This is a genomic window from Chryseobacterium turcicum (assembly GCF_021010565.1).
GTDB classification, from domain to species: Bacteria; Bacteroidota; Bacteroidia; order Flavobacteriales; family Weeksellaceae; genus Chryseobacterium; species Chryseobacterium turcicum.
Genome location: NZ_JAJNAY010000002.1, coordinates 1 through 26,424 on the forward strand (window position 1 = coordinate 1; position 26,424 = coordinate 26,424).

Genomic DNA, 26,424 nt, shown 5'->3' on the forward strand with positions numbered 1-26,424 from the left:
AACAATCTAATTTTTTTGTAAGAAAGTAAATTATTTTCAGAAATGAAGCGGTACTACTTTTGTACATCTTGATACTTGTAAAATACTGTAAATGAATTAGTTTTTACTTTCTGTATCGGGAAATAAAAAAAAATCAAATTACATTAAATACAACCACACCTAAAAAGTGTGGTTTTTCAGTAATCAACAAATCAATAGCAATCGATACTCCCCATCGCTTTCTATAGGAGCTCTGTGAACACAAGGTAATACCTTTTGTGTAGGATGATCAACTGCAAATCGCCAAAGATTTCCTACACCTAAATTGACAGGTTTTGCATTTAGTTTTGGTTGATAATGAAGATCAAAGAAATACTCTTTTAGAAAGGCTTCAAATTCTGCTTCCGGACCGTTGTGTAATTCTTTAAGCTTTTCTCTGATTTCTGGAATCAGGATTTTTTGTTCAACCTGATCATTAGAAATAATGTCACTTGCAGCGCCGTGATAAGTGCATAAAAAAGTATCGGTTCCAATAGGTGAACGATCTACATGAAAAGAATAAACATCTGTAGAAATGAAATCAAACTCTTCATCTCGTTCGTAATTTTTAAGTAAATTAAGAGAGGGTAACGCTCCGAAATCTGTTAATAATTGTAAATCATTTAAGATAATTTCTCTTGCTACACTGCCTTGTTCTGATAATTTCAGGGCTAAAAGATTTTCTTTAGAAACTTCTGTAATATTTTCTTTTAAATGAAGTTTAGACACAATTTCTTTAAAATCTCCACTCAAATTTCTGTTCCAGCAGATTGCATTCATCGCTCCCTGAAAATTGGTATTTATCAATTCCGAAAAAGAAGAAACGAGCCTTATTTGACTGTTGTCTGAAAATTCATTACCCATATATAGAAAATATTGACGGAGCACAAAAATAATGAACTAATTAAAAAACATGAGAATTAAATTTATTTTTTTTAACATAATAGATTAGCATTATACCTTATTTGTAGATTTTATGGCCTAAAAAGGCGTCATTAACAAAACAATTTCGCATTATATATCGAGAAAAGTACAACAACTATACTCTACTTAAAAATATTCTAATCAAAAATCCGTAACTTTGCGCTCTACGAAAAATTTTATGGAAAGTATTCAAGTTCACGACAAAACTTTTGTTCCTTATTTAAAGGATGCCGAAATTCAGGAAATTGTAAAGGCAACCGCTCTAAAAATCTATGAAGATTATAAAGATGAAGTACCTGTTTTCATCGGTGTATTAAACGGTGTTATTATGTTTTTCTCCGACCTTCTTAAGCATTATCCTGGTCCTTGCGAAATCGCTTTTATCCAGATGAGTTCTTATGCAGGAACTGAATCTACAGGGATTGTTTATCAGAAAATGGAACTAACAAAAGATGTAAAAGACCGTCACATCATTCTTGTAGAAGACATCGTAGATACAGGAAATACTGTTGAAAGTCTATTCAAATATTTTAATGAAACACAACGTCCGAAATCTGTAAAAATTTCTTCATTTTTATTGAAACCTGATGTTTATAAAAAAGATTTCAAGCTAGATTATATTGGAAAAGAAATTCCAAACAAATTTGTTCTAGGCTACGGATTGGATTATGATGAATTGGGTAGAAACCTATCTGATCTATACCAATTGGAAGACGGACAAATCAATCATTAAACGCTGTTGGCTCTTAGCTGATAGCTTTTAGCCTAAAAAGTAAAAAAAATAAATTTAATAATAACTTAAAAATGCTAAAGGCTAAAAGCAAAATATGCTAATGGAAAAATCCAAAAGCTAACTGCAAAAAGCCAAAAGCCCTTCAACATTATGATAAACATTGTTCTCTTCGGTCCTCCAGGAAGTGGAAAAGGTACTCAAGCGCAAAACTTAATCGAGAAATTCAATTTAAAGCAAATCTCAACAGGTGATCTTTTCAGATTCAACATGAAAAATGATACCGAATTGGGAAAATTGGCAAAATCTTACATCGATAAAGGAGAATTGGTTCCGGATCAGGTAACAACAGATATGCTGATTGACGAAATCAGAAAGCCAAGTGATGCTGCAGGATTTATCTTCGACGGATATCCTAGAACTGCAGTGCAAACCGAAGCTTTAGAAAAAATAGTAAAAGAAGAACTGAATGATAAAATCGACATTTGTCTTTCTCTAGTTGTTGAAGATACTATTTTGGTTGAAAGATTACTGAAAAGAGGTGAAATCAGCGGAAGATCTGATGACAGCAATGTAGAAATCATTGAAAATAGAATAAAAGAATACTACACAAAAACAGCCGAAGTAGCCGAGCTTTACAAAAAACAAGGTAAATATGTAGAGATCAACGGTGTAGGAGAAATCAACGAGATTTCTGATAAACTCTTCGCTGAAGTAGAAAAAATAAAATAAGGAATTAGGGTTTAGGAATTAGGTAATAGTTGTTTACGCTAAATCCTAAGCTCTAAGCCCTAAATCCTAAGTTAAAAATATATGTCAAATTTTGTAGATTACGTAAAGATTCATTGTAAAAGTGGTCACGGTGGTGGAGGTTCTGCCCACCTTCGTCGTGAAAAATATATTCCTAAAGGAGGTCCTGATGGTGGAGATGGTGGTCGTGGAGGCCACGTTATCATGAGAGGAAATTCCCACGAATGGACTTTACTCCCACTTCGTTATACCCGTCACGTTAAAGCTGAAAGGGGTCAAAACGGAGCTAAAAACCAATTAACAGGAGCTTACGGTGAAGATGTTTACATCAACGTTCCGATCGGAACAATTGCCAAGAATGAAGATGGTGAAGTTGTAGGAGAGATTCTTGAAGATGGCCAAGAAATCATTTTGATGGAAGGTGGTAAAGGTGGTAAAGGAAATGAATTTTTCAAAACATCAACCAATCAAACTCCTCGTTTTGCACAACCGGGAATGGATGGACAAGAAGGCTATATCGTTTTTGAACTTAAAATATTAGCTGATGTAGGTCTTGTAGGTTTCCCAAATGCCGGAAAATCTACTCTTCTAGCATCAGTTTCGGCTGCAAAACCAAAAATCGCTAATTACGCATTTACGACTTTAACTCCTAACTTAGGAATTGTAGATTACAGAAATTATAAATCTTTTGTAATGGCAGATATCCCTGGGATTATTGAAGGTGCTGCGGAAGGTAAAGGTCTTGGTCACAGATTCTTAAGACATATTGAAAGAAATTCTATATTATTATTTTTAATTCCTTCAGATTCTGAAGATCATTTTCAGGAGTTTAAAATTTTAGAAAATGAATTAAAAGAATATAATCCTGAACTTTTAGATAAAGACTTTATTATTTCTGTATCTAAAGCTGATCTTTTGGATGATGAATTGAAAAAAGAAATCTCAGCCGAGTTCCCAGAAAATAAAAAACCATTATTTTTCTCAGGGGTTACCGGAGAAGGTTTAATGGAGCTGAAAGATGCCATTTGGAAACAATTGCACGGATAGAAAATAATATTTATCAATAAAAAAATAGAGAAGCTTTTGAGTTTCTCTATTTTTTTGTTCTTGTTTTTGGAACACTTATTGAAAGAAAGTTTTCAAAATTTAAAACAATGAAATATCTATTAAGCTTCTTTTCAATACTCTTTTTGTTCTCATGTACTTCTCAGAAAATGTCGTCAAAGTATTCAACTATAGAATATGAAGCTGGAGCTTGCTTTGGTTCTTGCCCGATTTTTAAAATGACGATTAATCCGGATAGAACTGCTGTTTTAGAAGCCGAACATTTTAATTTCTCAAAAGAATTTTCGAAGGGTGAATTTGATAAACCCAGAGAAGGAACTTTCAAAACAACCATTAAAGAAAGCGATTATAAAAAGCTAACTCTGCTTCTTGATGGTTTAGATTTAAAAAATCTTAATGAGAAATATGGCACCCGTAATATTACAGATTTACCCACATCATATCTTAGAGTAAAATTTGAGGATGGATCATCTAAAAATATTGAAGATTACGGAAAAAGAGGATCAGAAAAACTAAGTACCGTTTACAAATTTTTTGAAGATTTGAAGCATAATCAACAGTGGGAAAAAGTACAATAATTACTCTTAAATTTATTTAGACTATCTTTGCATTATATTTCGCGGCATTCTCAGCCAAATAGTAATTGATTTTACTTAAAAACTCTGTTAAATAAACTTTAGCAGATCTGCTAAAAATGATGAAGTATACTGCTTCGACCGCATTATTTTAATACACAACATACATTTTGTTATTTACAGACTTAAAATTAATTAAGCCCATCTTAGATGCGCTTCAACACCAGGGTTACGAAAAACCAACTCCAATTCAGGAACAAGCGATTCCTTCAATATTAGAACAGAGAGATGTACTGGGTACAGCACAAACGGGAACAGGAAAAACAGCGGCTTTTGCTATCCCAATTTTACAAAATCTTACTGAAAGAAAAGGACCAAAAAACAATCATATTAAAGCATTAATTCTTACTCCAACGAGAGAATTAGCAATACAAATTGAAGAAAGTTTTAACGCATACGGAAAAAATTTACCTTTAAAACAATTGGTAATTTTTGGTGGTGTAAAACAAGGAAATCAAGTGGCGGCTCTTAGAAAAGGAGTAGATATTTTGGTAGCAACTCCTGGAAGATTACTAGATTTTATTGCGCAGGGAATTATCTCGCTTAAAAATCTTGAAATTTTTGTATTGGATGAAGCTGATAGAATGCTTGACATGGGTTTTGTACACGATGTAAAAAGAATTATTAAACTTTTACCTCAAAGAAGACAAACTTTATTTTTCTCGGCAACAATGCCTACAGAAATTCAGAAGTTAGCAGATTCTATTCTGAATACTCCGATAAAAGTTTCTGTAACGCCTATTTCTTCTACAGCAGAAACCATTAAGCAATCTGTTTATTTTGTGGATAAAGATAATAAGCTAGATTTGCTTACGCACATTTTACAGAATAAAATTTCGGACTCTGTATTGGTTTTCTCAAGAACAAAACACGGAGCAGACAAAATTGCAAGAAAATTACAGGCTCATAAAATTTCTGCAGAAGCGATTCACGGAAATAAATCTCAGAATGCAAGACAAAATGCGCTCAACAACTTCAAATCTGGAGCAACAAGAATTTTGGTTGCTACAGATATTGCCGCAAGAGGTATTGATATTGACGAACTGAAATATGTTGTTAATTTTGAACTTTCGGATGTAGCTGAAACCTATGTTCACAGAATTGGAAGAACAGGTCGTGCAGGCTCAGAGGGAAGCTCAATGTCTTTCGTAGACGGATTAGACCTTTTAAACTTAAAGGATACCGAAAAACTAATCGGGATGAAAATTCCTATCGTAAAAGACCATCCTTTTCACACCGACAATTTGGTGGTTGAGAAAAGAGATTCAAACAATAAACCTTTTACGCCGAGACCAAAACCAGCAAACCCTGGTCAGCAGAAAAAAGATATTGGTTTTAAAAAGCCCAATAATAAAAGTAATTTCGCTAGAAAGAAATAATAAAAAAAGTCATTCAGGTTTTCTGAATGACTTTTTTTTGTAAAATATTTTTTAGTTTTTCAATTGATAAACTGATACCGAATCATACTGCGGTTGCCATGTTTTTATCGGGTTGACATACGATTTTATTTTAGTCAATTCACTTTCTTTCAGACTGTCTATAATTGTTTTTCTTAAGGTATTTCTTAGTTTAAAAACATAATCGTCAGTACGACTATCTACGTGAAGCGCCAGAAAGCCTTGTGTTTCATGTTTAGTATGAAAATGAGTAGGAAAAAGAAGGTATTTAATGTCATTCTTAATCATAAAATTTTTAAAATTACCTGATTTCATATCATTAAAATACTGTTTATTTGCTACCAATCCATCAGCAGGAATGACATTAAAATCTGAGTAAAAAGCAAATTTCCCCGGAAAATCATAAACATAAATACGTGTTTTTTTTGGAATTTCCTGTTCAAATTCTTGAGCCGTTTGTCGTACAAGGTCATTTGATTTTTTTTCTAATTTAGAATGACTTGCAAAAACATTATTCTGAATACTAAAACTCGTCGTGAGCTTTAGCCAAGCAATTCCACAAACAAAAATCAAGGCACCTGCAAAGATAATTTTATCAAAAGACCACTTCTCAAAAGTTTTATTAAATAAGCTATTGGCAACATCGTAAATAAATAAACCACAGAAAAACATTTGAGAAACAAAGTACCACTGCCCTATTTCCGACTGAAAAAGTAGATTATAAATGAGCTGTAATAAACTTCCGATTAAGAAAGAAAACTTTACGGCTCTATAGGTATCTTTTTTATTGAAACATAAAAAAATAAAATACAGAATCCCACATCCCACAAATATTTTTGGAAAGAACTCAAGATGAATATCCGGCTGAAAATCAGGGAATGAGCTTTTGATTCTTCCACTAATTGGAACGAAGTTATCAAAAAGATAATAATTAGATAAAAGATAAGGTAAAGCCAAGACTAAAAACCCAACAATCATTAATCCCAGGCTTTTGATGCTCCATTTTCTGAAATTCCAATATAGAAAGCCAAAAGGTATCAACACAAAAACATGGTCTAATCTTGCTAAAAAAACCAAACTGCAAATTAACCCAAATGCAAAATCATTGGTGAATCTCTTGCACATGAAGAAGATAATCAAGCTAAAAGTAAAAAATGTAAGATGTGCTTCAATTAAATACAGCGTTCCAAGGCTAAAAAACATCAAACAGTAAAATGCTAAGCTGAGAATCTTACCCATTTTACTTTCTTTAAAAACGGTCTTTTCTAAAAGAATATATCCAAATAAGACTAATAAAACCTGAAATAACCAAAGAATATTTAATGCAAAAAACTTATCTGAAGGGTTGATTAATTCTGCTACTACACAAAAAACCATCCATAAAGGATGAAATCCGTTGGTAAGATACAAATCATTGAATCCCATGAAGCCATGGTTAACCAGATTATAAGCAATCTGAGGATAGAAAAAGCCATCATCTGAAGGAAATTTAGAAGGATTTCCCAAGAAAAAAACAGAAGAAAGCAATAACAAATAATGAAAATTCTTTTTAATAAACTCCATGTCTAATTACAATAAATTTTTAGCTTGTGGTTTTAGTCGGGTTGTCTTATAAAAATGACCTCTAAACCATCATTTAAACATTTTTCTCGCATTCTCAGTAGTAATTCTATCGATTTCGGCAAAGTCTTTTTGATAAATATCGACCAACTTCCCAGCAACCAAATCTAGATATGAGCTTTCATTTCTTTTACCTCTGAAAGGAACAGGCGCAAGATATGGAGAATCTGTTTCTAAAACGATTTTATCTAGTGGAATTTCATTTAAAAATTGGTCAATTTTCCCATTTTTAAAGGTTACTACTCCACCGATTCCTAAAATAAAATTTAAGTCTAAAGCATGTTTTGCCTGCTCAAGGTTTCCTGAAAAACAATGAAAAATACCTCGTAATTTCGGATGTTTTTTTCTTTCTAAAACATCAAAGGTTTCATCAAAACTTTCTCGGGTGTGGATTACGATGGGTAAATCTTTTTCGATTGCCCAATCTATCTGTTGTTCAAAAGCTTTTACCTGAATATCCAACGTTGTTTTGTCCCAATACAAATCAATTCCTATTTCTCCAATTGCCGGAAAATGTCTTTGATCTAAATAGTTTTTCACCAATTCAAGTTCTTTTTCCCAAGACTCAGGTTTTACATAACAAGGATGCAAACCCATCATTGAAAAAATCTGATTAGGATATTCGCTTTCTAACTGAAGCATTTTCTCATGCGATTCTGAATCGATAGCCGGAAGATAAAACTCAGTAATCCCTTTATCTAAAGCTCTCTGAATAGCTTCTTTTCTGTCTTCATCAAATTCTTCGGCATATAAATGCGTATGGGTATCTATCATTATTATTAAAATTTCAAAAGATCTTCGTAAGGATTTTCTAAACCTAAAAGTAACCCAAAAGCGGGCTCGGTTTTTATTCCGTTATTCTTAAGATCAATAATTTTTTGTTTAAACTTATCTCCTTTTTCCTGCAAAATTTTGTATTCTGCAATCATGTGGCGATAAGCATTTTGTTGTGTTGTGTTGTTGGTTTATTTTGTGCAAAAATTTCGATAGGAAATTCTTCCAATTTAAAATTACAAATAATAGAATCTTCTCCTTTCATTGTAATTTTTTCGATTTTTAAATCATTCTCAGAAAAATTTTGAATTAAAAAAGCCTCAAACTTCATCTGATCCTCAACTTCACAGATAATATCCAAATCACTTCCTTCAATATCAATTTCTATAGGAATTGTTCCTGCTAAAATGGGTGAATAATCATCTAAGATGGTGAAGATTTTATATTTTGTAAGAACTTCGTACGCTCTTTTTTGCTTTTCATTTCCTATTTTCAGATAATCAAGTTTCGTAAAATCAATCATTTGAAAATATTTTATGTTTTACTTTTTGCTTTTGAGCTTCGATTCTCAGATTCAGTTTTTCTTTAAATTCGATGAATTTTGGATTTTTTTCATCATCCGTTCTATGTTCTAAAGCTCTATTGATTTTAAAATTTTCTTTGATAAAACCTTTCGTTTCATCTGAAAAATAAGCATTCCCAAATTTTTCAAAAATATAATTAATCGCCTGAGAATTAGGATGTATTAAATCGTCTTTATAAAATCTATAATCGCGTAAATCATCCATTACAATCTCATAAATAGGTAGATAATGGCAGTTTTCAAACTGAGCAATCACTTCATGAATCGATGTGATTAATTTAGACTTACTCAACTGATTTTCAATCATTCCATCTTTCGTATGACGGACTGGTGAAACCGTAAAAAGAATCTGTACATCATCTTTACAAATATCTTTCAGATTAATAATCGTATCATAAATAGAATCGTTTAATTCTTGATTCGTTAAAAGTCTTTTTTCGAAGAATTTTTGTGGAATTTTATGACAATTAGCAACCAGCTTTTTTTTAGGTTCAAATTCATAGATAAATGAAGTTCCATAAGTAATAATTACCCAATTGGACTCCTGCAAAAAACGGTTTCCTTCTTCTATTTTTGTATTAATCTTATCTAAAGTCTGATGAATGTATCGGGTATCAAAACTGGTGTGATGATCCAAAGAAATAAATTCGTCATCGTAAGCAATTAAATCATCTTCATGATAAAATTCTGCATCATGAAGTTTTTTAATCGAATTATTAATCGAAAACGGGTTAAAAACAGTTCCAAAAGGATTGTTTACTGTCTGAAGCTGACCTTTTAGAAACAAATCTGACATCTCTGAAGCAAAGCAAGAACCTATTGAAAATATTTTATCTTCAACTTTTATTTTTTGCGGCGATTCTTTAATATCAACTTCTGTCCGGAATTTCATTCAGTTAATTTGAAAATTTGAGAATATGTCAATTTGAAAATTAAAAACTCTGATTGATTCATTTTCAAATTTTCAAATTGACGAATGATCAAATTATGATTCTCTTCTTAAAAGGTAGTTTGCCAATTCTGTGAATGGTTTTTTCTTTTCTTCAGGAACATCTATTTTAGCCAAATAGCTTTGTCCGATTTCATTATGTTTTTCAATTAAACGTAATGCTTTCTCATCCACTTTTGTTCTTCTGAAAATCTTTTCTACACCGTACACTTTATCAATATTATCGGTTTTTTTAGAGTACCAGTAATCTAATTCTTTACGCTCTTCTTCAGTTCCGTGTTCTCTTGCCAAAAGATAAAGAACTGTTTTTTTGTTTTCATAGATATCTCCAGCGTGTTTTTTTCCAAACTGAGCCTGGTCACCGAACACATCCAAATAATCATCCATAATCTGGAAAGCGATACCAATATGTTTTCCGAAATTGAAGATGGCTTTTGCATCCTTAAACTGCGCTTTGGCAATCATCGCACCAATCTCAAATGATGAAGCGCTCAAAACTCCGGTTTTATAGGTAATCATTCTGATATAATCTTCGAACGTTACATTTTCCTGAGTTTCAAAATTAATATCATACTGTTGACCTTCACAAAGAAGTAAACCTGTATGGGTGAAAATTCTTATACATGCTTTAAAAATTTCAGGCTCCAAATCTTCAAAAAACTTATACGCCTTAAGCATTAAACCATCTCCTGAAAGAATCCCTGTATTAAGACCGTGAATGGTATGAATCGTCGGTTTATTTCTTCTTAGTGGAGCTTCATCCATAATATCATCATGGATTAAGGTAAAATTATGGAAAAACTCAATCGCCAAAGCTGGCTTTATCGCTTCTTTCTGGTCACCACCAAACAAGTCACAAGCCATTAAAACCATTATCGGACGGAGACGCTTGCCACCATGCGAGATAATATAATTCATCGGCTCATACAGCTCAGTCGGTTTGTCTTTAAACGTATATTTAGTAATAGCATCAGCAACAATCTGTTGGTAGGTGTCTAAGAATTCCATAAAAGATTTTAATTTGAACAAAAATACGATTTTCTGAGGGGTTGTAAAACAAAAAACTTTGCCCATTCGAGCAAAGTTTTTTATTTATTTTAAATTTTTCTATTTAAACAAGATATGTAACGATAAGGTAAGTAATTCCTGCAACAATTGCTGAAATTGGAATCGTTAATACCCAAGCCCAAAGAAGACTTACAGTGATCCCCCATCGTACAGCAGAGATTCTTTTCGTAAGACCAACCCCAATGATAGAACCTGTAATCGTGTGTGTTGTAGATACAGGAATACCAAAATGATCGGTTACAAATAAAGTGATCGCACCTGCCGTCTCAGCACTTACCCCTTCAAGAGAAGTAACTTTTGTGATTTTAGTACCCATTGTTTTGATGATTTTCCAACCACCACTCATGGTACCTAAAGCAATCGCAACGAAAGAAACCAAAGGAACCCAAAGATAATCTTTAGCAAAATAATTAAAACGATCTGCGGATGCAATTTGTAAATAATCATCTTGTAACATATTAACATGATAATAAATTACCGCTGCACCAATAATCCCCATTACTTTCTGTGCATCATTTAAACCATGTCCTAAACTAAATAAAGCCGACGAAGCTAACTGTAGCCTCTTAAAAGACTTATCAGCCTTGTAAGGATTAGATCTTTTATAAAGGTGAACGATGATTAAAGTAATAATAATCGAAATAATCATCCCAATAACTGGAGCCATAAAGATGAATAAGAAAATAGGAATTACTTTATCAAACTTCACAACACTCTGATGGGTAAGCTGGCTTATTGCCTCTTTAAACGTTTCCAAAGTCCCTAAGTGTGGCTGAGTTGCAACAACATCATGGTAATCTAACATAAAAGCGTGCATTAAAGCAGCCCCTATAAAGCCTCCAATCAATGTATGTGAAGATGAAGAAGGAATACCAAACCACCATGTCAGCAAGTTCCATAAAATTGCAGCGACAAGACCTGAAAAGATGACTTCAAGTGTTATAAAATTCTCGTTAACTGTTTTGGCAATCGTATTACCAATTTTGAACTCTCCAATAACGTAAGCAGCGATAAAGAACGCTGCAAAATTCCAAACTGCCGCCCAAAGTACAGCCTGAAAAGGAGTTAAAACTTTTGTAGAAACTATAGTTGCAATAGAGTTTGCCGCATCATGAAAACCGTTGATGTAATCGAAGATTAAAGCTAGTGCAATAATAACTATAAGTAAAATCGGAAATTCCATTTGTCAATTATAATTATTAATTAAGCGTATTTAATCATGATGTTTTCAATTGTATTGGCCACATCTTCTGCTTTATCGGTTACTACTTCAAGGTAATTTAATACAGATGAAATTTTAATAATATTAATAGCATCATTAGTTTCAAACAATTCTACCATAGAATTTGAAAGAAGATCATCTGCAATATTTTCTATAGAATTTACTTTAATACAAGCTTCTTTTACCTGCTCCATATTTTTGAAACCTTTAAGGTTTTTCATCGCATTCTGAATCTCAAGGCAAGCTTTGTAAATCAATAATGAAAAATCTGCATAAGCCTTCATCAAAGGAGATTTGTAAAGGAAAATATACTTTGCCGAAGCATAGATATAATCTGCGATGTCATCTAGACCAGTCGCTAACGTGTGAATATCTTCACGGTCGAAAGGTGTAATGAAGTTTTTCCCCAATTCAATGAAAATCTCGTGAGTAAGCTCATCATTTTTATGCTCGTAGTCGCTCATTAATTTAAGCATAGAATCATCATTAAGATCAAAATCTTTGATTCCGTGATTAAAATCGTTAGACATAGCAACCAAGTTATCTGTAACTTTTTCAAAAAGCACAAAAAAGATTTTATCTTTCGGTTGAAAAGCGTGGAAAATATTACCAATGCCCATTTTATAGTGTTTATAAATTCGTGTGCAAATTTCTAAAAAAACCATGTTACCAAAAAGCTTCTCACGTTAATTTTTGTTCACATTGAGGTAATATTTATCTTCACAAAAAGCCCACAACAATAAGCTTCTGGCTATAGACTTTGGAATCAACATTTTAAGCTTTGGCTAAAAATAAAAAAAGCCGACAAAAATGTCGGCTCAAATTATATGCTAAGAATAAGATTAGTTAGCTTCTTCAGCTCTCATATCTTTTCCTTTGAATTTCATTGATTGAATGTTCCCTAAAAGCTCATTCTTATATCCTTTTTCAATCTCAAAGAAAGAGAATTTTTCAAGGATTTCGATATTACCGATTTCCGCTCTCTTGTTACCTTTGCTTGAAGTTGCCTTGTTGATGATTTCTAAAACATCTAGTTTCTTCAACTGATCTTTTTTACCAAGATTGAAGAAAAATCTAGTCATATTTTCGTCTCTCTCTCTTGGTCTACCACCACGATCACCTCTTCTTTCTCCTCTGTCGCTTCTACCGTCACGATCTCTTCTGTCTCCTCTGTCACGATCTCTACCTCTGTCGCGGTCTCTATCTCTGCCTCTATCACGATCTCTTCCACCTCTGTCATCATCTCTGCTGCTCAATTTCTGATCCGTCAAATCATGTCTGTCTTTGTAATACAAAGCAAGATCTTTTAACTGGAACTGAAGTAATTTGTGCACCAACTCTTCTTTTGTGAAAGCTGATAAATCAGGAATTAAAGCATCGTTAAATTCAAAGAAATCTTCGTGTACTTCAAGTAAGTTTTCAAAAACACCAGCAACCTGAGCTTTAATTACATCTTCACCAGTAGGAATTTTAGCTTCTGTAATATCAATTTTTGTAACCGATTTAATCTGCTTTAATTTTCTGCTTTCTTCAGGCTTAATCAATGCAATCGAAATACCGTCTTTACCTGCTCTACCCGTTCTACCACTTCTGTGAACGAATACTTCAGGATCATCTGGTAAAGAGAAATGCACAACGTGAGTTAATGAATCAACATCCAAACCTCTTGCAGCAACATCTGTTGCTACCAAAATATCGATGTTTTTCAATCTGAATTTCTTCATTACCGTATCTCTCTGCGCTTGAGAAAGGTCACCATGAAGAGCATCAGCTGCATATCCATTCTGCATCAAGAAATCAGCAACTTCCTGAGTTTCCATTCTTGTTCTACAGAAAATAATTGAGTATTGATTAGGGTTTGAATCGATTAATCTCTTCAAAGCCTCTTTCTTATGACGGTAACCAGCTACAAAATAAAAATGCTTGATATTCTTCTTAACTTCGTTAATAGAACCCACAGAAATACGGTGAGGGTTTGTCAAATAATTTTTAGAAATACGCTCCACTTCTTTACTCATCGTTGCCGAGAACAAGAAAGTTTGTTTTGTATCAGGAGTTTCTTTCATAATGGTTTCCAAATCGTCTTTGAAACCCATTGAAAGCATTTCATCTGCCTCGTCTAAAACCAACCAGTGAATTGCTGAAAAGTCTAATGCCTTTCTGTTAATCAAATCGATTACTCTTCCTGGAGTTCCCACAATAATTTGTGGTTTGTCTTTTAAAGAACGAATTTGATCCATAATACTGCTTCCCCCATAAACTGCTGTAGTTTTGACGCTCGGCATGTATTTTGTGTAATTTTTGATGTCTTTTGTAATTTGAAGACATAATTCTCGCGTCGGACAAAGTACCAAAAATTGGATTTTGCGACTCGTATCGTCAATCATATCCAAAATCGGAAGCGAAAACGCTGCTGTTTTGCCTGTCCCTGTCTGCGCAAGTGCGATTAGATCGCGAATATCTGAAAGAATGAAAGGGATAGTCTGTTTTTGGATTTCTGTCGGGCTTTCGTAACCCAGTTCGCCAATGGCCTTAAGGATATCAGGACTTAAATTGGTCTCCGTAAATAAATTCATTAAATATTATAAAATTTCTGCAAAGATACAGCTTTTATTTGAATATTGAATTATATAATATTAACGAATTGATAATTTTATTTTAGAAAACCACAATCATTTTTATATTTAGACAAAAAAACTACACCTTTTTTATTTTTAATTTAAAAAATTTTCAACTATAGCCACAATTAACAGATAATACGTTTTATAGATTAATAATTATGAAATAATGAAAAACATCTCTATAATTATTTCAAATTTTATTATTTACATTTGATTAAAATTTAAAATATGGCATCTCAGGTCTCATCTAAAGTATTCGATTTTTTAAAACTTATTGAGAAAAATAACAACCGAGAATGGTTTAATGACAATAAAAATCTTTTCCTGGAAGCACAATCAGATTTTCAGAATTTCACTGAAGAACTGATTACCGAGATGGGAAAATTTGATGAACATATTTTAAAAATTGATGCTAAAAAATCTTTGCTAAGAATTTACCGTGACACAAGATTTTCAAAAGACAAAACACCTTACAAAACCTATTTTGGTGCGTCATTAGGAATGGGAAAAATGAATTCTAAAGCAGGTTTTTATCTCCATGTAGAACCTGGAAAATCTTTTCTTGGAAGCGGAATTTATTTACCAGACTCTCCTATTTTAAAAGAAATCAGAAAAGAAATCTCTATTTTTAAAGACGACTTCCTTACCTCCATTGAAAATCAAGATTTTAAAAAATACTATGGAGCGCTAGACCAAGAACACAAACTAAAAAACGTACCTCAAGGTTTTGAAAAAGAAAATCCCATGGGCGAATTTTTAAAACTTAAAAGCTTCATTGGCGTACACAACATGACCAATAAAGAATTGATGGAAAAGAATGCAGTGAAAAACATTTCTAAAATATTTGAAGCCGCAAAACCTCTGAATAATTTTTTAGACACCTCAATTTCCAACATACAAGATTAAACAAAATCAAAATAAGTACTGATAATCAATCTATTATAATCAATATTTTTTAACAACAATTTAACATTTTTCATTACCTTTGCTGGTCGTCAAATTCCCATACAATGTCTTTATACCAGCAACTCGCAGAAAAACTACAATACATCAGTCCAAGTTTTTATAAACAGAGATATTTTAAAAAATTAAAAAATCTTACAAAAGAAAACTTTTCAGGTCGCAATGTAGAACCAGAGTTGATTTGGATTAAAGAATATTTACAAAACGACGCCATAATTTTTGACATTGGAGCCAATGTTGGAACTTTTCTTTATCAGTTTGAATATAAACTGAATCATAAAAACATTTACGCTTTTGAGCCCAACAAAAAATTAAACATCAGGCTGAGAAGGCTTTTCCCAACGATGAATATTTCTTCTGTAGCACTTTCTGACGAAAATACAACTGCTCAGTTTAAAGTTCCGATTATTAAAGGAAAAATGGTTGCTTCAAGAGGTACTTTAAATACTTCTTACAAAGAAAAAGACGAAGAAAACTCTTATACAGAAACCGTAGAAGTGGTAAAACTGGATGATTGGGCAAAATCTAAAAACATCAAAAAAATTGATTTTATCAAAATAGATGTTGAAGGAAACGAAATGAAAACTCTGTTTGGCGGTAAAAGCACAATCCAGCAATTCAAACCTACTTTAATGGTTGAGATGGAACAAAGACACCACAACCAACCCATTTGGAACGAAATTTCAGAAGTAGAAAACTGGGGTTTTGAAGCTCATTATTTAAACAGAAAAACATTTGCTTTAGAAAAGCTCACTCAAGAAATTCTCATCAAAAACATCAGCGACGAAAAAAACAAAACCGACTACATTAATAACATTATTTTCCTTCCAAAAAACCTTTAAAATCTAAATATGAGTGTAGTTGCAAGGCAGGGTTTTAAGTATTCTATCATCGGGTACATCGCCACGTTGATTGGGATGTTTTCCATTTTTATTTTCACCAATGACCTTTTTTTTTACGGAACTTTAAGGTACATCATGTCAGCCGCAGAAATGTTGGTTCCTTTTGTGGTTTTAGGAATTTCTTATTCTAATGTACGATTTTTTGGCAAAACCCATGAAGATGGTAAGAATCAAAATATGCTCTCCCTTTCTTTAGCATTGGTTTTTATTAATTTCTTTCTATTTCTGATTATATTTTTGCTCATTCCTTATTTTTTCCCTGAATTTACCAAAATGAAAATCTGGGAAAATAAAAAATACATTCTTCCATTAGTTTTAACGCTTTCTTTATGTGCGGTTTTCAATAGATATATTTCCAATTATAAGAGAATTGTAGTTTCTAATATTTTCGACAATCTTTTGCCCAAACTAGCAAACCTGGGAGCCTTTTGTCTGTACTTTTATTTTCAGTTTTCAGAACAGATTGCATTGGCTTTTTTCTTCGGAATGTTTGCTTTAATGCTTACAGGATACATCTATTACACCAATAAGCTTGACAAAATAAACCTTGATTTCAGCAGAGATTACTTTAAAAAAGATAATTTTTACAAAGAATTTGCGGCTTATAGTTTCTTTGGGTTTCTAGGAACATTTGGAAACCACATGGCGATTAACAATTATATGATTGGAGAATTTATTGGGGAAGAAGAAATTGCTATTTACAGTATTTTACTGGCTCTAATTTCTTTGATTTCCATTCCACAATTGGGATTATTTAATATCTCTGCGCCGATTATCAGAAAAAATTTAGCAGATGGAGACATGGAAGAGCTCGACAGATTTCACAAAAAAACATCATTAACGATTTACTTTTTGGGCGCTGTTCTTTTTGGCTGTATCATGGTCGGATTTCCTTATCTCACTCATTTTATGCCTAACAAAGGTGATATGTTGAGAATGTACGAACCTGTAATCTGGATTTGGGGTTCTGCTGTTTTAATGGATTTAGCAACTGGTTTTAACGGAAATATTATCTCCCTTTCAAAATATTACAAATTCAACATTATCGTAATGCTTTTATTAGCGGGTTTAACGATTAGTTTAAACTGGTATTTCATCAATAACACCGACCTTTCTCTTATAGGAATTGCTTTATCTACCGCAATTTCGGTGACTATTTACAATGTTATCAAGGTTATTTTCAACTATTTCATGTTTAAAGTTTCTCCCTTTTCGATTGAAATGATTTTCGTGTCGATTATTTGTACTTTGGCAATTACCGTGGCGATTGTTTTACCGGTTTTTGAAAATAATTTCATCAATTTAGTTTATAAACCTGCAGTGGTATTGGTTCTGATATTTATTGGAAATCATTTCACCAAGATATTCCCGATTGAAGATTATCTGAATATGAGGTTTATTAAAAGTATATTAAAATTTAAATAACGATAGGATTTCCCACAGATTATTTTATTTGTAAGACGCCAATGCAACTTGTCACGAATGCACGAATATTAATTGCTATCAAATCTAGATTAGATAAGTTTTTGAAGAAGATTTTCTAAGTTTTCGAGAACAACTTGTTTGCTGTAGTCTTTTTGAAAATCATATTGAAGGTCATGTAATTCGTAGAACTGCTCTACAACATTTTCGTTTTCCGAAACAATAAAGTCGAGATTTGAAGTGTAATTTACCGGGAAAACTGCGATTTTATCAAACTTAATGGCATCACCGATATTTCCGGTCATTTTTGTTTTTCCGTAGATTTCTTTTTGGCTAAAAAACGTTGTCTTTTCCTGAATTGGACACCATAAAACATCTGCTTTTTTCATCCACATTTCAAAATCTTCCTGCGAAACTCTTTCTGTAAAATAGATTATATTAAATTGTTCAGCAATATTTTTAATACTTTCAAGCTCCTCGCCTATTGCTTTCCCAAGAAATACAAACTGAATATTTTTTGCGCCTTCCGATTTTTCAATCATCTCCAAAACATGTTGGTAATCTCTTCTTTTTTGAGAAACTCCACCCGGAATAACTACCGTAAACAATTTATTTAAAGGTTTTTCAATAGATTTTGTATAAAAAAGAGGCAAAAAATGATATTCTTGAGAAGAAAACGTTTTATCTAAAACCAATAGATGATTTGTCTTCTGGTATACTTTTGTAGAATAAAATAATCCTTCTTTCCACCATAATTTCAGTCTATAAATGAAATCTTCTTTAAAAATATTTTTAAGTAAATCAAACCTTGAAACTTTAGAAAAATTAAGATTATGAACAATTACCGCAGTTTTATATTTCTGAGTAATATTTAAAAGAGTATTAAAATAACGATGAACAGTCCCGATAATAATCAAATCATATTTTTGAGTTTTCAGCTGGTCTAAAATCATTGAATTATCACTAAGAAAAACATTTTCAGACCTTGTTTCAATTCTGTGTTTAATTCTTTCCGAAAAATAATAATCCACAGAAAATTCTTTTGAATCATTCATCAAATCCATAAAATCGGCAGCGATTTCTGCATGGGTATCGATTTCTATGTAAGCTATTTTTTTCAAAGTGAAAATTTAGATTTTAAGTTTTGGCTAAAGCCAATTGCATTAATTTTATTTTAAAAACGAGCTTAAGCCCATTCCTATTGAATTATTAAACTCTTGTGAATATTTAATTATATATATTGGATTATTGATACAATGACTACCAATCCATCAACCAAGAACTATAAACTATCAACTACATAATTTATACTTTAAACCATTTCTTTTTAAACATATCCCAACGTTGTTTGTTGATGACTTTTTGCTCCTCTTTTGAAATTTTCAATTCAAGATTTTGAGACTTGCATTTTTCATACGAACTGATAATCTGAAACAAAAACGAAGGTGATTTTATTTTAACAGCTTCTTTAGCTGCCGCAACATAAGTAAGGAAACGGTTGAGTCCTAAAAAATAAAAATATCTCCCGTAATAATCAGCAGGTTTTATGGTATAATCTGCGCCTTTTACTTTGATTAATTTTACATGCAATTCCGGAAGAACAATTTCTTTCCAACCTAAATTTTGCAGAAGAATAGCATCAATATTATCCCAACCTAATGTTTCACGCAAACCTCCCATTTGAAGAAAACATTCTCTTCGGTAAGCTTTCATTGGACCACGAACATGATGTTTATTCGAGTTTCCTTCATACACCCATTCTCCGTTTTTTTCCACATACAATAAACCACCAACCAAACCGTAATCTGTATTTTCCGCAAAAGAATTAGCAACTGCTTGAAGGTAATTTTCAGACAAAATAATATCTGAATCAAACTTGCAAATAATATCAAAATTATTCAAATCCTGAGTCTGTAATCCTTTTTTAAACGCTGCTACAACTTTTGAACCAGGTTGATGCACAGACTTTTCAAGATTAATGGTTTCAAAACGAGAATCCTGGTCAGTATATTTTTTAATGACTTCTGAAGTGCAGTCAGTTGAGCCGTCGTTCACCACCACCACTCTAAAATCTCTGCAACTTTGCTGTTGTAAAGAATCTAAAGTAAACGGAAGATTATTTTCCTCGTTGTGTGCGGGAATGATGATTAAAAATTTCAATGTAAATTATCAATGATAAATAATAATTGATAAATGATAAAATTCAACAGTTAGATTTGCATCAATTATCATTTATCAATTATTGTTAATATTATTTATTGTGCGGTGTCAGCATATTTTTAGGGTCTAGAATCTCATCTAATCTTTCCTGAGAAAGTAAATTCTGTTCCAAAACCAAATTATAAACACTTTTACCGGTCTCTAACGCTTCTTTAGCAATTTTTGTAGATTGTTTATAACCAATATAAGGGTTTAACGCTGTTACGATTCCAATGCTGTGTTTCACCATATTCAGGCAAACATCTTTATTGGCAGTAATTCCTACAACACATTTTTCACGAAGCGTTTCTAAAGCATTACACAAGAAATGAATATTCTCCATAATCGCATGCGAAAGTACTGGTTCCATTACGTTTAATTGTAGTTGTCCGGCTTCAGCAGCGAAAGTTACGGTAAGGTCATTTCCGATTACTTTAAAGCAAACCTGATTCACCACTTCCGGAATTACAGGATTTACTTTCCCTGGCATAATTGATGACCCTGGTTGCATTGGAGGAAGGTTAATTTCAGATAATCCTGCTCTAGGTCCTGAAGAAAGCAATCTTAAATCATTACAGATTTTAGAAAGTTTTACCGCAAGACGTTTCATTGCTGAAGAGTAAATTACATAAGAACCCGTGTCTGGAGTTGCTTCCACCAAATTGGGCGCTGAAATAACAGGATATCCCGTCAATTCAGCTAAGTTTTTAGCGCAAAGCGTAGCATAACCAATCGGAGCATTAATCCCAGTACCAATCGCCGTTGCACCCATATTGACTTCAACAAAAAGATTAGCGTTATTATTCAGTTTTGAAATATCTTCTTCTAAAGTAGCAGCAAAAGCTTCAAACTCTTGTCCCATCGTCATTGGAACAGCATCCTGAAGCTGCGTTCTTCCCATTTTAATGACATCATGAAACTCTTCACCTTTAGCACGGAAAGCTTCAACAATCCCTATTAATTTTTTCACCAGCGTATCATTCATCTGCAACAATCCCATTTTGATTGCTGTAGGATACGCATCATTGGTAGACTGAGAAAGGTTGATATGGTCATTTGGCGAGCAAAATTCGTATTCCCCTTTATTTTTACCTAATTTTTCTAAAACTCGGTTAGCAATCACTTCATTAGCATTCATGTTGATAGAAGTTCCTGCCCCACCCTGAATCATGTCTACCGGAAATTCGATATGGAATAATCCTCCAATCAATTCATCGCAGGTTTCTGCAATTTTAAAATATAAATCCTGGTCTAAAAGACCTAATTCATAATTGGTTTTTGCAGCCGCTTTTTTCACATAAGCCAACCCTTTGATAAATTCAGGATACGACGACAAAAGCTGTCCCGAAATTTTGAAATTGTCTATTGCTCTCTGAGTCTGAACTCCGTAATAAGCATTTACCGGTACATTTAATTCACCCAGTAAATCACTTTCTTGTCTAAAATTTTCCATTAAATATTATTTAATAGTTTATTAATTATGATTTATAAAAAAACGCACCGTAAAGATGCGCTTTAAAAATTTATTTTGTAGGATATTTTTGATTTAAAGCTTGAAGAATTGCCCATGTTTCGGCATCCATAATCCCATCATAAGTTTGAGGCCTGAAGTGATATTGCAATGCTTCAATTGTTTTTTTGGTAGCATCATCCCATTTTCCGCTTCCTTCAATAGCATAACCAAATTTCTGTAACGCTATTTGAACCATATACACAAAAGAGGGCTCATTGTATTTTGTTGAAATATCTGTTTGTGCCAAAGTAAGAAGATTCTGTTTAGCCGCTTCATCATACCACATTCCGATTTGATACTCATCATATAATTTTTTCCATGGGAAAAGTGGTCCTGGATCTTGTTTTCTTGTAGGAGCAATATCAGAATGCGCCAAAACATTGGTTGCAGGAATATTATATCTCGTTACAATATCTTTAGCTAAAGCTGCTACTTTCTTAATCTGGTCATCACTGAAAGGCTGGAAGGTCTTTAAACCTGCAGCATTTGCCGTATACCCCATATTTACAATCTCAATGCCGATTGAGGTATCGTTTAGGTTTTTATCTGCACGCCATGCACTTACTCCTGCATGATAAGAACGTTTGTTTTCGTCTACTAATTGATAGATTTCATTATCGCCTAAATTATTTACCAGATAATGTGCACTTACTCCTTGCTGAGTAAGTACTGTTATTGATTTATCATCCGGTAAAACGGTATAATGTAAAATAAGATATTTCTGTCTGAAATTTTGTGCAATGGCAGGGAAATGCGTTTTTACAACTTTATAGCCTGCGGGTTTTGCCGAAACAATAGAACCGTAACTTACCGTGTTATCATTTTTAGTTATATCTGCAATATTAGTAGTAAAAAACTCTACTCCACTTTCTTTTGTTATCTGTGGTTTAATTTTTTCCTGAGAAGCAGAATTAGTTACAGTTTTTGGTTGTGAGACTGGAGTTTTCGGGCGATATGTATTTTTTTTAATATTTTTTTGTGAGGTACATGAAAAAACAAGTGTACTTAAGCTTATGATATATAATGTCTTACGCATTAGTTTAAATTTTTAATCATTTATAAGCGTAAAAATACACAATTTTTTTCTGAATTTTATTTGGTAAATAAAGAAATCTGTTCTATATTTGCACTCGCAATAACGGAGCAGCGATCATTCAAAAAGACGTTATTTAGGAGAGTTGCCTGAGTGGCCGAAAGGACATGTTTGCTAAACATGCGTACTGGTAACGGTACCAAGGGTTCGAATCCCTTACTCTCCGCATTTATTATTCTCGGGGCGTAGCGTAGTCCGGTCATCGCGCCTGGTTTGGGACCAGGAGGTCGCAGGTTCGAATCCTGCCGCCCCGACTGTTTTAGTAATTTTCTCAAAATTACAAATGGGTGCGTAGCTCAGCTGGATAGAGCATCTGCCTTCTAAGCAGACGGTCTCAGGTTCGAATCCTGACGCGCTCACTTAAAACTCACAATGAAAATTGTGAGTTTTTTTGTTTTATAGGTTTCGAATCTTCAATTATTCTTTTTATTTCATTACTTTTTTTATCTTCTTTGGATCCCGCAACCTTATTCATTAGAAAAACTCCTTAAATACGCCCTTCCCACCTTAAGTAAACACCCCAACAAACGTTTTGAGTAAACCACCAACAAATACATATGAAGTAGTCTGAAATATACTTTACACTGTTTTTTGTGGCTCAAAATTCCGTTTTTAATATCTAAATTTAGCCCGTCAAATCATCAATAGCTTTAAAACTATCGAATGCCTAGATACAACTAAAACAATGATAACAAATAATTAAGTATGACAAAAACAAAATGGCATCTATTCATCATCACAACTATCACATTACTTGCAAGTAATACTATATTTAGTCAAATAAATTCTAAAGAAATAGATGTACTTGTTGCTAATGCAATGGGGAAATTCAATGTTGCAGGAGTTGCTGTAGCCATTGTAAAAGATGGAAAAATAATTCATGAAAAAGGATACGGTGTAAAATCAGTTGACAGCAAATTACCTGTTAATCAACATACAAATTTTGAAATCGCCTCTAATAGCAAAGCTTTTACCACTGCCGCTCTATCTATTTTAGTAGATGAAGGAAAGCTTTCCTGGAGTGATAAAGTCAAAAAATACATTCCCGAATTTAAAATGTACAATGACTATGTGACAGAAAATTTTACTATTGAAGATTTATTATGTCATCGAAGCGGCCTTGGTTTGGGAGCCGGCGATTTAATGATGTTTCCAGATGGCACAGATTTTACCATTAAAGACGTGGTAACATCTTTTCAGTATTTCACCCCTGTTTCGGGTTTCCGAACACAGTTTGATTATGACAATCAACTGTATTTAATGGCGGGCGAGGTAACTGCAAGAATAAGCGGAATGACTTGGGAAGCGTTTATACAAAAACGTATTTTGGAACCTTTACAAATGAAAAATTCATTCAGTTCAGTCAACCAAATAAAAGATTTCAGCATAATGGCTTCTCCACATTCATCAGAATCAGGGACTATAAAAAAAATACCATTATACGGAGCAATGGCAAATGGTGCGGCCGGAGGAATTGTATCAAATGTTAATGATATGTCGAAATGGATGATTACCCAGTTAAACAAAGGTAAATATGGAATCAATCTAAACCAACAGCTTTTCACTGAAGAAAGACAAAGTGAAATGTGGACGATACATACCGTTGAAAAAACAAATTCTAACCCAAGATATAACCAACACTTTAATGGATACGGATTAGGCTGGGATTTATCTGACATCAAAGGAAATTTAAGCGTTTCCCATACCGGAGGTTTACCTGGAATGCTTTCTATTGTCACCATGATTCCTGATTTAAATTTGGGTATTGTTATTTTAACGAATACAGAAAATGGCGGGGCAGGTCTTTTTTCATCAGTCAGTCAAACTATTATCGACAGTTATTTAGGATTGAACGATTTCGGTTGGATAGATAAATATGCAGCTCATTTTCAGTCTCAAAAAAAATCTGGAGATGAAGTAACCAAAAAAGTTTGGGAAACAGTAAGTAAAGCAAAAAATACAACCTTAAAAAATGAAGATTTAATCGGTTTGTATGAAGATAAATGGTTTGGAAAAATTGAAATTTCCCTAAAAGGAAACCAACTATGGTTTAAGTCATATCGTTCACCAAAACTAAATGGACCGATGAGTTTTTACAAAGCAAATACTTTTGCCATTAAATGGGAATACAGGGATATGAACTGCGATGCATTTGCCATCTTCAGTCTAGATGAAGAAGGTAAAGCGGAAAGCATAAAAATGAAAGGTATTTCGCCGGAGATAGACTTCAGTTTTGACTTTCAAGATTTAGATTTAAAAAAAATAAAGAATTAAACGATTCGATAATCATTCTTTCACAACAAAAAAACTCACAGTAACATTGTGAGTTTTTTTGCTTTTATGATTGATAATACACTTTATTCTAAATGCTTTCAGAATTATTGCAACAGTAAAATCTATTTTTTACTCTTCTACCAATTTTCTTCTAGCTGCCTTCATTCCAAAATAAAACATCATTATAATCGAAAGTGCTAAAAAGTAAAATGACCATTCCCAAGAGACATCAAAGTCATGTAATTTACCGAAAATAGCGGGTCCGAATGCTGCTATTAAATACCCTACCGATTGCGCCATTCCTGAGATTTTAATTGCATTAGCGCTAGATTGTGTACGCAAAGAGAAAAATAGGATTGACAAACTGAATGACAGACCATTTGACAAACCTAATAATACAGCGGTTAAGTAAATCCATTCAGATTTCAACCATGCAAACATCAGAATACTTGTTATCATCAATACACTGATAAAAACAATCATCGCTTTTTGATTTTTCATTTTACTCGCAATAATAGGCCCTACAAAGGTGATTGGAATCATCGAAACCTGTATAATAAATAAAACCCAGCCTGGTTCATTCCCACGCATTCCATAATCGCCAAGTACAGCCGGCAGCCACGAGATTAGTGAATAATACACCAAAGACTGAAGCCCCATGAAAATACTGATATTCCAAGCTTGTTTAGATTTAAACATATTAAAATCTGACTTAGCAAGCGACTTTCCAACTTGTTGCAAACTGGATTTATTTAAAAATAATTCTAAAATAACGACAAACAACGCCAACAATGCAATCACTAACCAAATTCCCAAAGAACCACGCCAGCCGTAGCCTGTCCATTCACCGAGACTTACGCTGTATCCTGAAGCTAAAGCCGCCGTAAGATTCATGGAAACCGCAAAAATGCCGGTCATTAAGCCTATCTGTTTTGGGAAATTATTTTTAATATAACCCGGAGTAACCACATTTCCGATACAAATTCCCAAGCCAATAAATACTGACCCTACAAACAAAGTAGAAACCGACCCAAACACACGCATAAACAGCCCAAAAATCAAGAAAATTAATGCATACAGTAAAAACCTAGCAATACTTAAACGACGCGAAAATTTACTAACCAAAACAGAACAGCTCGCAAACATCAAAAGAGGAATCGACGTAAGCATGCTACTTTGAAAATTATCTAAATGAAGCTCGCTGCTAATCTGATTCAACACCGGGCCTACAGAAGTAATGGGAGAACGCAGATTACTCGACACCAAAACAAGAACTAATATATTTATTGCCACCATTACATATGACAATTCTTTTGTTGTTTTATTTTCCATACTACTTTATAAAAATTGATACAGCAAAAATAGCTATGTTATTATTTTAAAATTTGCCATAATATCAATCTGAAACGACAACATTATCTAATGAAAATTTAAATACGAATAAAACTTTGGATTGAAGACATACGTTAAATAACAATTTAATCCTGTAAACACAGAAAAATACAATTAGTTTATGCAGAAAAAGAGTTTTAATGTTAACCGCTTATCCTGAACATCACAAAAATGAAATTATTTTCAATTTTATAATATGAGATAAATAAATGATTACCAGCATCATTATAGACATCAAAGAGTAAAGTCTAAATATTTATAAAAAATTATTGCAGATTTTATTTTGAAGTATAGAAAAATATCCTATCTT

The 26,424-nt window shown here is 32.9% G+C and carries 24 protein-coding genes and 3 tRNA genes; 12 read left to right on the top strand and 15 right to left on the bottom strand.

The features are described from left to right. Nucleotides 1-183: 183 nt before the first annotated feature. The gene (locus LO744_RS14750; RefSeq protein WP_230670605.1) at nucleotides 184-882 is read right to left on the bottom strand and encodes a DUF1826 domain-containing protein; all 699 of its coding nucleotides are present in this window, start codon (nucleotides 880-882) and stop codon (nucleotides 184-186) included. A gap of 238 nt (nucleotides 883-1,120) precedes the next feature. On the opposite strand from LO744_RS14750, the gene LO744_RS14755 reads away from it, so the two are divergent. The 5 genes from LO744_RS14755 (at nucleotide 1,121) to LO744_RS14775 (ending at nucleotide 5,501) form a co-directional block, all read left to right on the top strand. Further along, nucleotides 1,121-1,675 (top strand): phosphoribosyltransferase, encoded by a 555-nt coding sequence (locus LO744_RS14755; RefSeq protein ID WP_230670608.1) that lies wholly within the window; start codon nucleotides 1,121-1,123, stop codon nucleotides 1,673-1,675. Nucleotides 1,676-1,825: 150 nt separating this feature from the next. Next, nucleotides 1,826-2,404 carry an adenylate kinase gene (locus LO744_RS14760; RefSeq protein ID WP_230670611.1) on the top strand — a complete coding sequence of 193 codons (579 nt, stop codon included), beginning with the start codon at nucleotides 1,826-1,828 and terminating at the stop codon, nucleotides 2,402-2,404. An 81-nt stretch (nucleotides 2,405-2,485) separates the two neighbouring features. Continuing rightward, nucleotides 2,486-3,469 carry a GTPase ObgE gene (gene obgE / locus LO744_RS14765; protein ID WP_230670614.1) on the top strand — a complete coding sequence of 328 codons (984 nt, stop codon included), beginning with the start codon at nucleotides 2,486-2,488 and terminating at the stop codon, nucleotides 3,467-3,469. Nucleotides 3,470-3,576: 107 nt separating this feature from the next. Beyond that, entirely contained in the window at nucleotides 3,577-4,065 is a 489-nt protein-coding gene (locus LO744_RS14770; RefSeq protein ID WP_230670616.1) for a DUF6438 domain-containing protein, read from the top strand. A gap of 167 nt (nucleotides 4,066-4,232) precedes the next feature. Further along, complete coding sequence (locus LO744_RS14775) at nucleotides 4,233-5,501, top strand: DEAD/DEAH box helicase (protein WP_230670620.1); 1,269 nt, start codon at nucleotides 4,233-4,235, stop codon at nucleotides 5,499-5,501. A gap of 51 nt (nucleotides 5,502-5,552) precedes the next feature. Here the strand turns inward: LO744_RS14775 and LO744_RS14780 are convergent, their stop codons facing one another. The 9 genes from LO744_RS14780 to LO744_RS14820 all read right to left on the bottom strand — a co-directional run bounded on the left by LO744_RS14780 (nucleotide 5,553) and on the right by LO744_RS14820 (nucleotide 14,311). After that, complete coding sequence (locus LO744_RS14780; RefSeq protein ID WP_230670624.1) at nucleotides 5,553-7,082, bottom strand: hypothetical protein; 1,530 nt, start codon at nucleotides 7,080-7,082, stop codon at nucleotides 5,553-5,555. Nucleotides 7,083-7,151: 69 nt separating this feature from the next. Beyond that, entirely contained in the window at nucleotides 7,152-7,913 is a 762-nt protein-coding gene (locus tag LO744_RS14785; protein ID WP_230670627.1) for a TatD family hydrolase, read from the bottom strand. 5 nt (nucleotides 7,914-7,918) lie between these two features. Continuing rightward, nucleotides 7,919-8,068 carry a DUF4269 domain-containing protein gene (locus tag LO744_RS14790; protein WP_230670629.1) on the bottom strand — a complete coding sequence of 50 codons (150 nt, stop codon included), beginning with the start codon at nucleotides 8,066-8,068 and terminating at the stop codon, nucleotides 7,919-7,921. Further along, complete coding sequence (locus tag LO744_RS14795; RefSeq protein ID WP_230670631.1) at nucleotides 8,065-8,436, bottom strand: DUF4269 domain-containing protein; 372 nt, start codon at nucleotides 8,434-8,436, stop codon at nucleotides 8,065-8,067. The genes LO744_RS14790 and LO744_RS14795 overlap by 4 nt, the downstream gene beginning before the upstream one ends. Then, nucleotides 8,429-9,388 carry a GSCFA domain-containing protein gene (locus LO744_RS14800; RefSeq protein ID WP_230670635.1) on the bottom strand — a complete coding sequence of 320 codons (960 nt, stop codon included), beginning with the start codon at nucleotides 9,386-9,388 and terminating at the stop codon, nucleotides 8,429-8,431. Before LO744_RS14800 ends, LO744_RS14795 begins: the two co-directional genes overlap by 8 nt. Nucleotides 9,389-9,481: 93 nt before the next feature. Beyond that, the gene (locus tag LO744_RS14805) at nucleotides 9,482-10,453 is read right to left on the bottom strand and encodes a polyprenyl synthetase family protein (RefSeq protein ID WP_230670638.1); all 972 of its coding nucleotides are present in this window, start codon (nucleotides 10,451-10,453) and stop codon (nucleotides 9,482-9,484) included. A gap of 103 nt (nucleotides 10,454-10,556) precedes the next feature. After that, nucleotides 10,557-11,696 (bottom strand): inorganic phosphate transporter, encoded by a 1,140-nt coding sequence (locus tag LO744_RS14810; RefSeq protein WP_230670641.1) that lies wholly within the window; start codon nucleotides 11,694-11,696, stop codon nucleotides 10,557-10,559. 20 nt (nucleotides 11,697-11,716) lie between these two features. After that, complete coding sequence (locus tag LO744_RS14815; protein WP_230670645.1) at nucleotides 11,717-12,355, bottom strand: DUF47 domain-containing protein; 639 nt, start codon at nucleotides 12,353-12,355, stop codon at nucleotides 11,717-11,719. Between the two features lie 222 nt (nucleotides 12,356-12,577). Then, a complete protein-coding gene (locus LO744_RS14820) occupies nucleotides 12,578-14,311 on the bottom strand; it encodes a DEAD/DEAH box helicase (protein WP_230670649.1) in 1,734 nt (577 codons plus the stop codon). A 273-nt stretch (nucleotides 14,312-14,584) separates the two neighbouring features. Between LO744_RS14820 and LO744_RS14825 the strand changes: the two genes are divergently transcribed. From LO744_RS14825 to LO744_RS14835, 3 genes are all read left to right on the top strand, one after another. Beyond that, nucleotides 14,585-15,262 carry a DUF2461 domain-containing protein gene (locus LO744_RS14825; protein ID WP_230670651.1) on the top strand — a complete coding sequence of 226 codons (678 nt, stop codon included), beginning with the start codon at nucleotides 14,585-14,587 and terminating at the stop codon, nucleotides 15,260-15,262. 104 nt (nucleotides 15,263-15,366) lie between these two features. Further along, nucleotides 15,367-16,161 (top strand): FkbM family methyltransferase, encoded by a 795-nt coding sequence (locus LO744_RS14830; RefSeq protein WP_230670654.1) that lies wholly within the window; start codon nucleotides 15,367-15,369, stop codon nucleotides 16,159-16,161. A gap of 9 nt (nucleotides 16,162-16,170) precedes the next feature. Further along, complete coding sequence (locus LO744_RS14835; protein ID WP_230670657.1) at nucleotides 16,171-17,646, top strand: lipopolysaccharide biosynthesis protein; 1,476 nt, start codon at nucleotides 16,171-16,173, stop codon at nucleotides 17,644-17,646. An 89-nt stretch (nucleotides 17,647-17,735) separates the two neighbouring features. Here LO744_RS14835 and LO744_RS14840 read toward each other — a convergent pair whose 3' ends face one another. The 4 genes from LO744_RS14840 to LO744_RS14855 all read right to left on the bottom strand — a co-directional run bounded on the left by LO744_RS14840 (nucleotide 17,736) and on the right by LO744_RS14855 (nucleotide 22,391). Continuing rightward, a complete protein-coding gene (locus LO744_RS14840) occupies nucleotides 17,736-18,764 on the bottom strand; it encodes a hypothetical protein (protein WP_230670660.1) in 1,029 nt (342 codons plus the stop codon). 184 nt (nucleotides 18,765-18,948) lie between these two features. Beyond that, the gene (locus LO744_RS14845; RefSeq protein ID WP_230670662.1) at nucleotides 18,949-19,803 is read right to left on the bottom strand and encodes a glycosyltransferase family 2 protein; all 855 of its coding nucleotides are present in this window, start codon (nucleotides 19,801-19,803) and stop codon (nucleotides 18,949-18,951) included. 91 nt (nucleotides 19,804-19,894) lie between these two features. Continuing rightward, nucleotides 19,895-21,295 (bottom strand): aspartate ammonia-lyase, encoded by a 1,401-nt coding sequence (gene aspA / locus LO744_RS14850; protein WP_230670664.1) that lies wholly within the window; start codon nucleotides 21,293-21,295, stop codon nucleotides 19,895-19,897. 70 nt (nucleotides 21,296-21,365) lie between these two features. Continuing rightward, nucleotides 21,366-22,391 carry an N-acetylmuramoyl-L-alanine amidase gene (locus tag LO744_RS14855; protein WP_230670667.1) on the bottom strand — a complete coding sequence of 342 codons (1,026 nt, stop codon included), beginning with the start codon at nucleotides 22,389-22,391 and terminating at the stop codon, nucleotides 21,366-21,368. Nucleotides 22,392-22,527: 136 nt separating this feature from the next. On the opposite strand from LO744_RS14855, the gene LO744_RS14860 reads away from it, so the two are divergent. The 4 genes from LO744_RS14860 to LO744_RS14875 all read left to right on the top strand — a co-directional run bounded on the left by LO744_RS14860 (nucleotide 22,528) and on the right by LO744_RS14875 (nucleotide 24,722). Beyond that, a tRNA-Ser gene (locus tag LO744_RS14860) sits at nucleotides 22,528-22,614 on the top strand. Between the two features lie 13 nt (nucleotides 22,615-22,627). Next, nucleotides 22,628-22,702: transfer RNA gene (locus tag LO744_RS14865), tRNA-Pro, on the top strand. 31 nt (nucleotides 22,703-22,733) lie between these two features. Continuing rightward, nucleotides 22,734-22,807, top strand: a tRNA-Arg gene (locus LO744_RS14870). Between the two features lie 346 nt (nucleotides 22,808-23,153). Next, nucleotides 23,154-24,722 carry a serine hydrolase gene (locus tag LO744_RS14875; RefSeq protein ID WP_230670670.1) on the top strand — a complete coding sequence of 523 codons (1,569 nt, stop codon included), beginning with the start codon at nucleotides 23,154-23,156 and terminating at the stop codon, nucleotides 24,720-24,722. Nucleotides 24,723-24,851: 129 nt separating this feature from the next. Here the strand turns inward: LO744_RS14875 and LO744_RS14880 are convergent, their stop codons facing one another. After that, complete coding sequence (locus LO744_RS14880) at nucleotides 24,852-26,054, bottom strand: CynX/NimT family MFS transporter (RefSeq protein WP_230670672.1); 1,203 nt, start codon at nucleotides 26,052-26,054, stop codon at nucleotides 24,852-24,854. Between the last annotated feature and the right edge of the window lie 370 nt (nucleotides 26,055-26,424).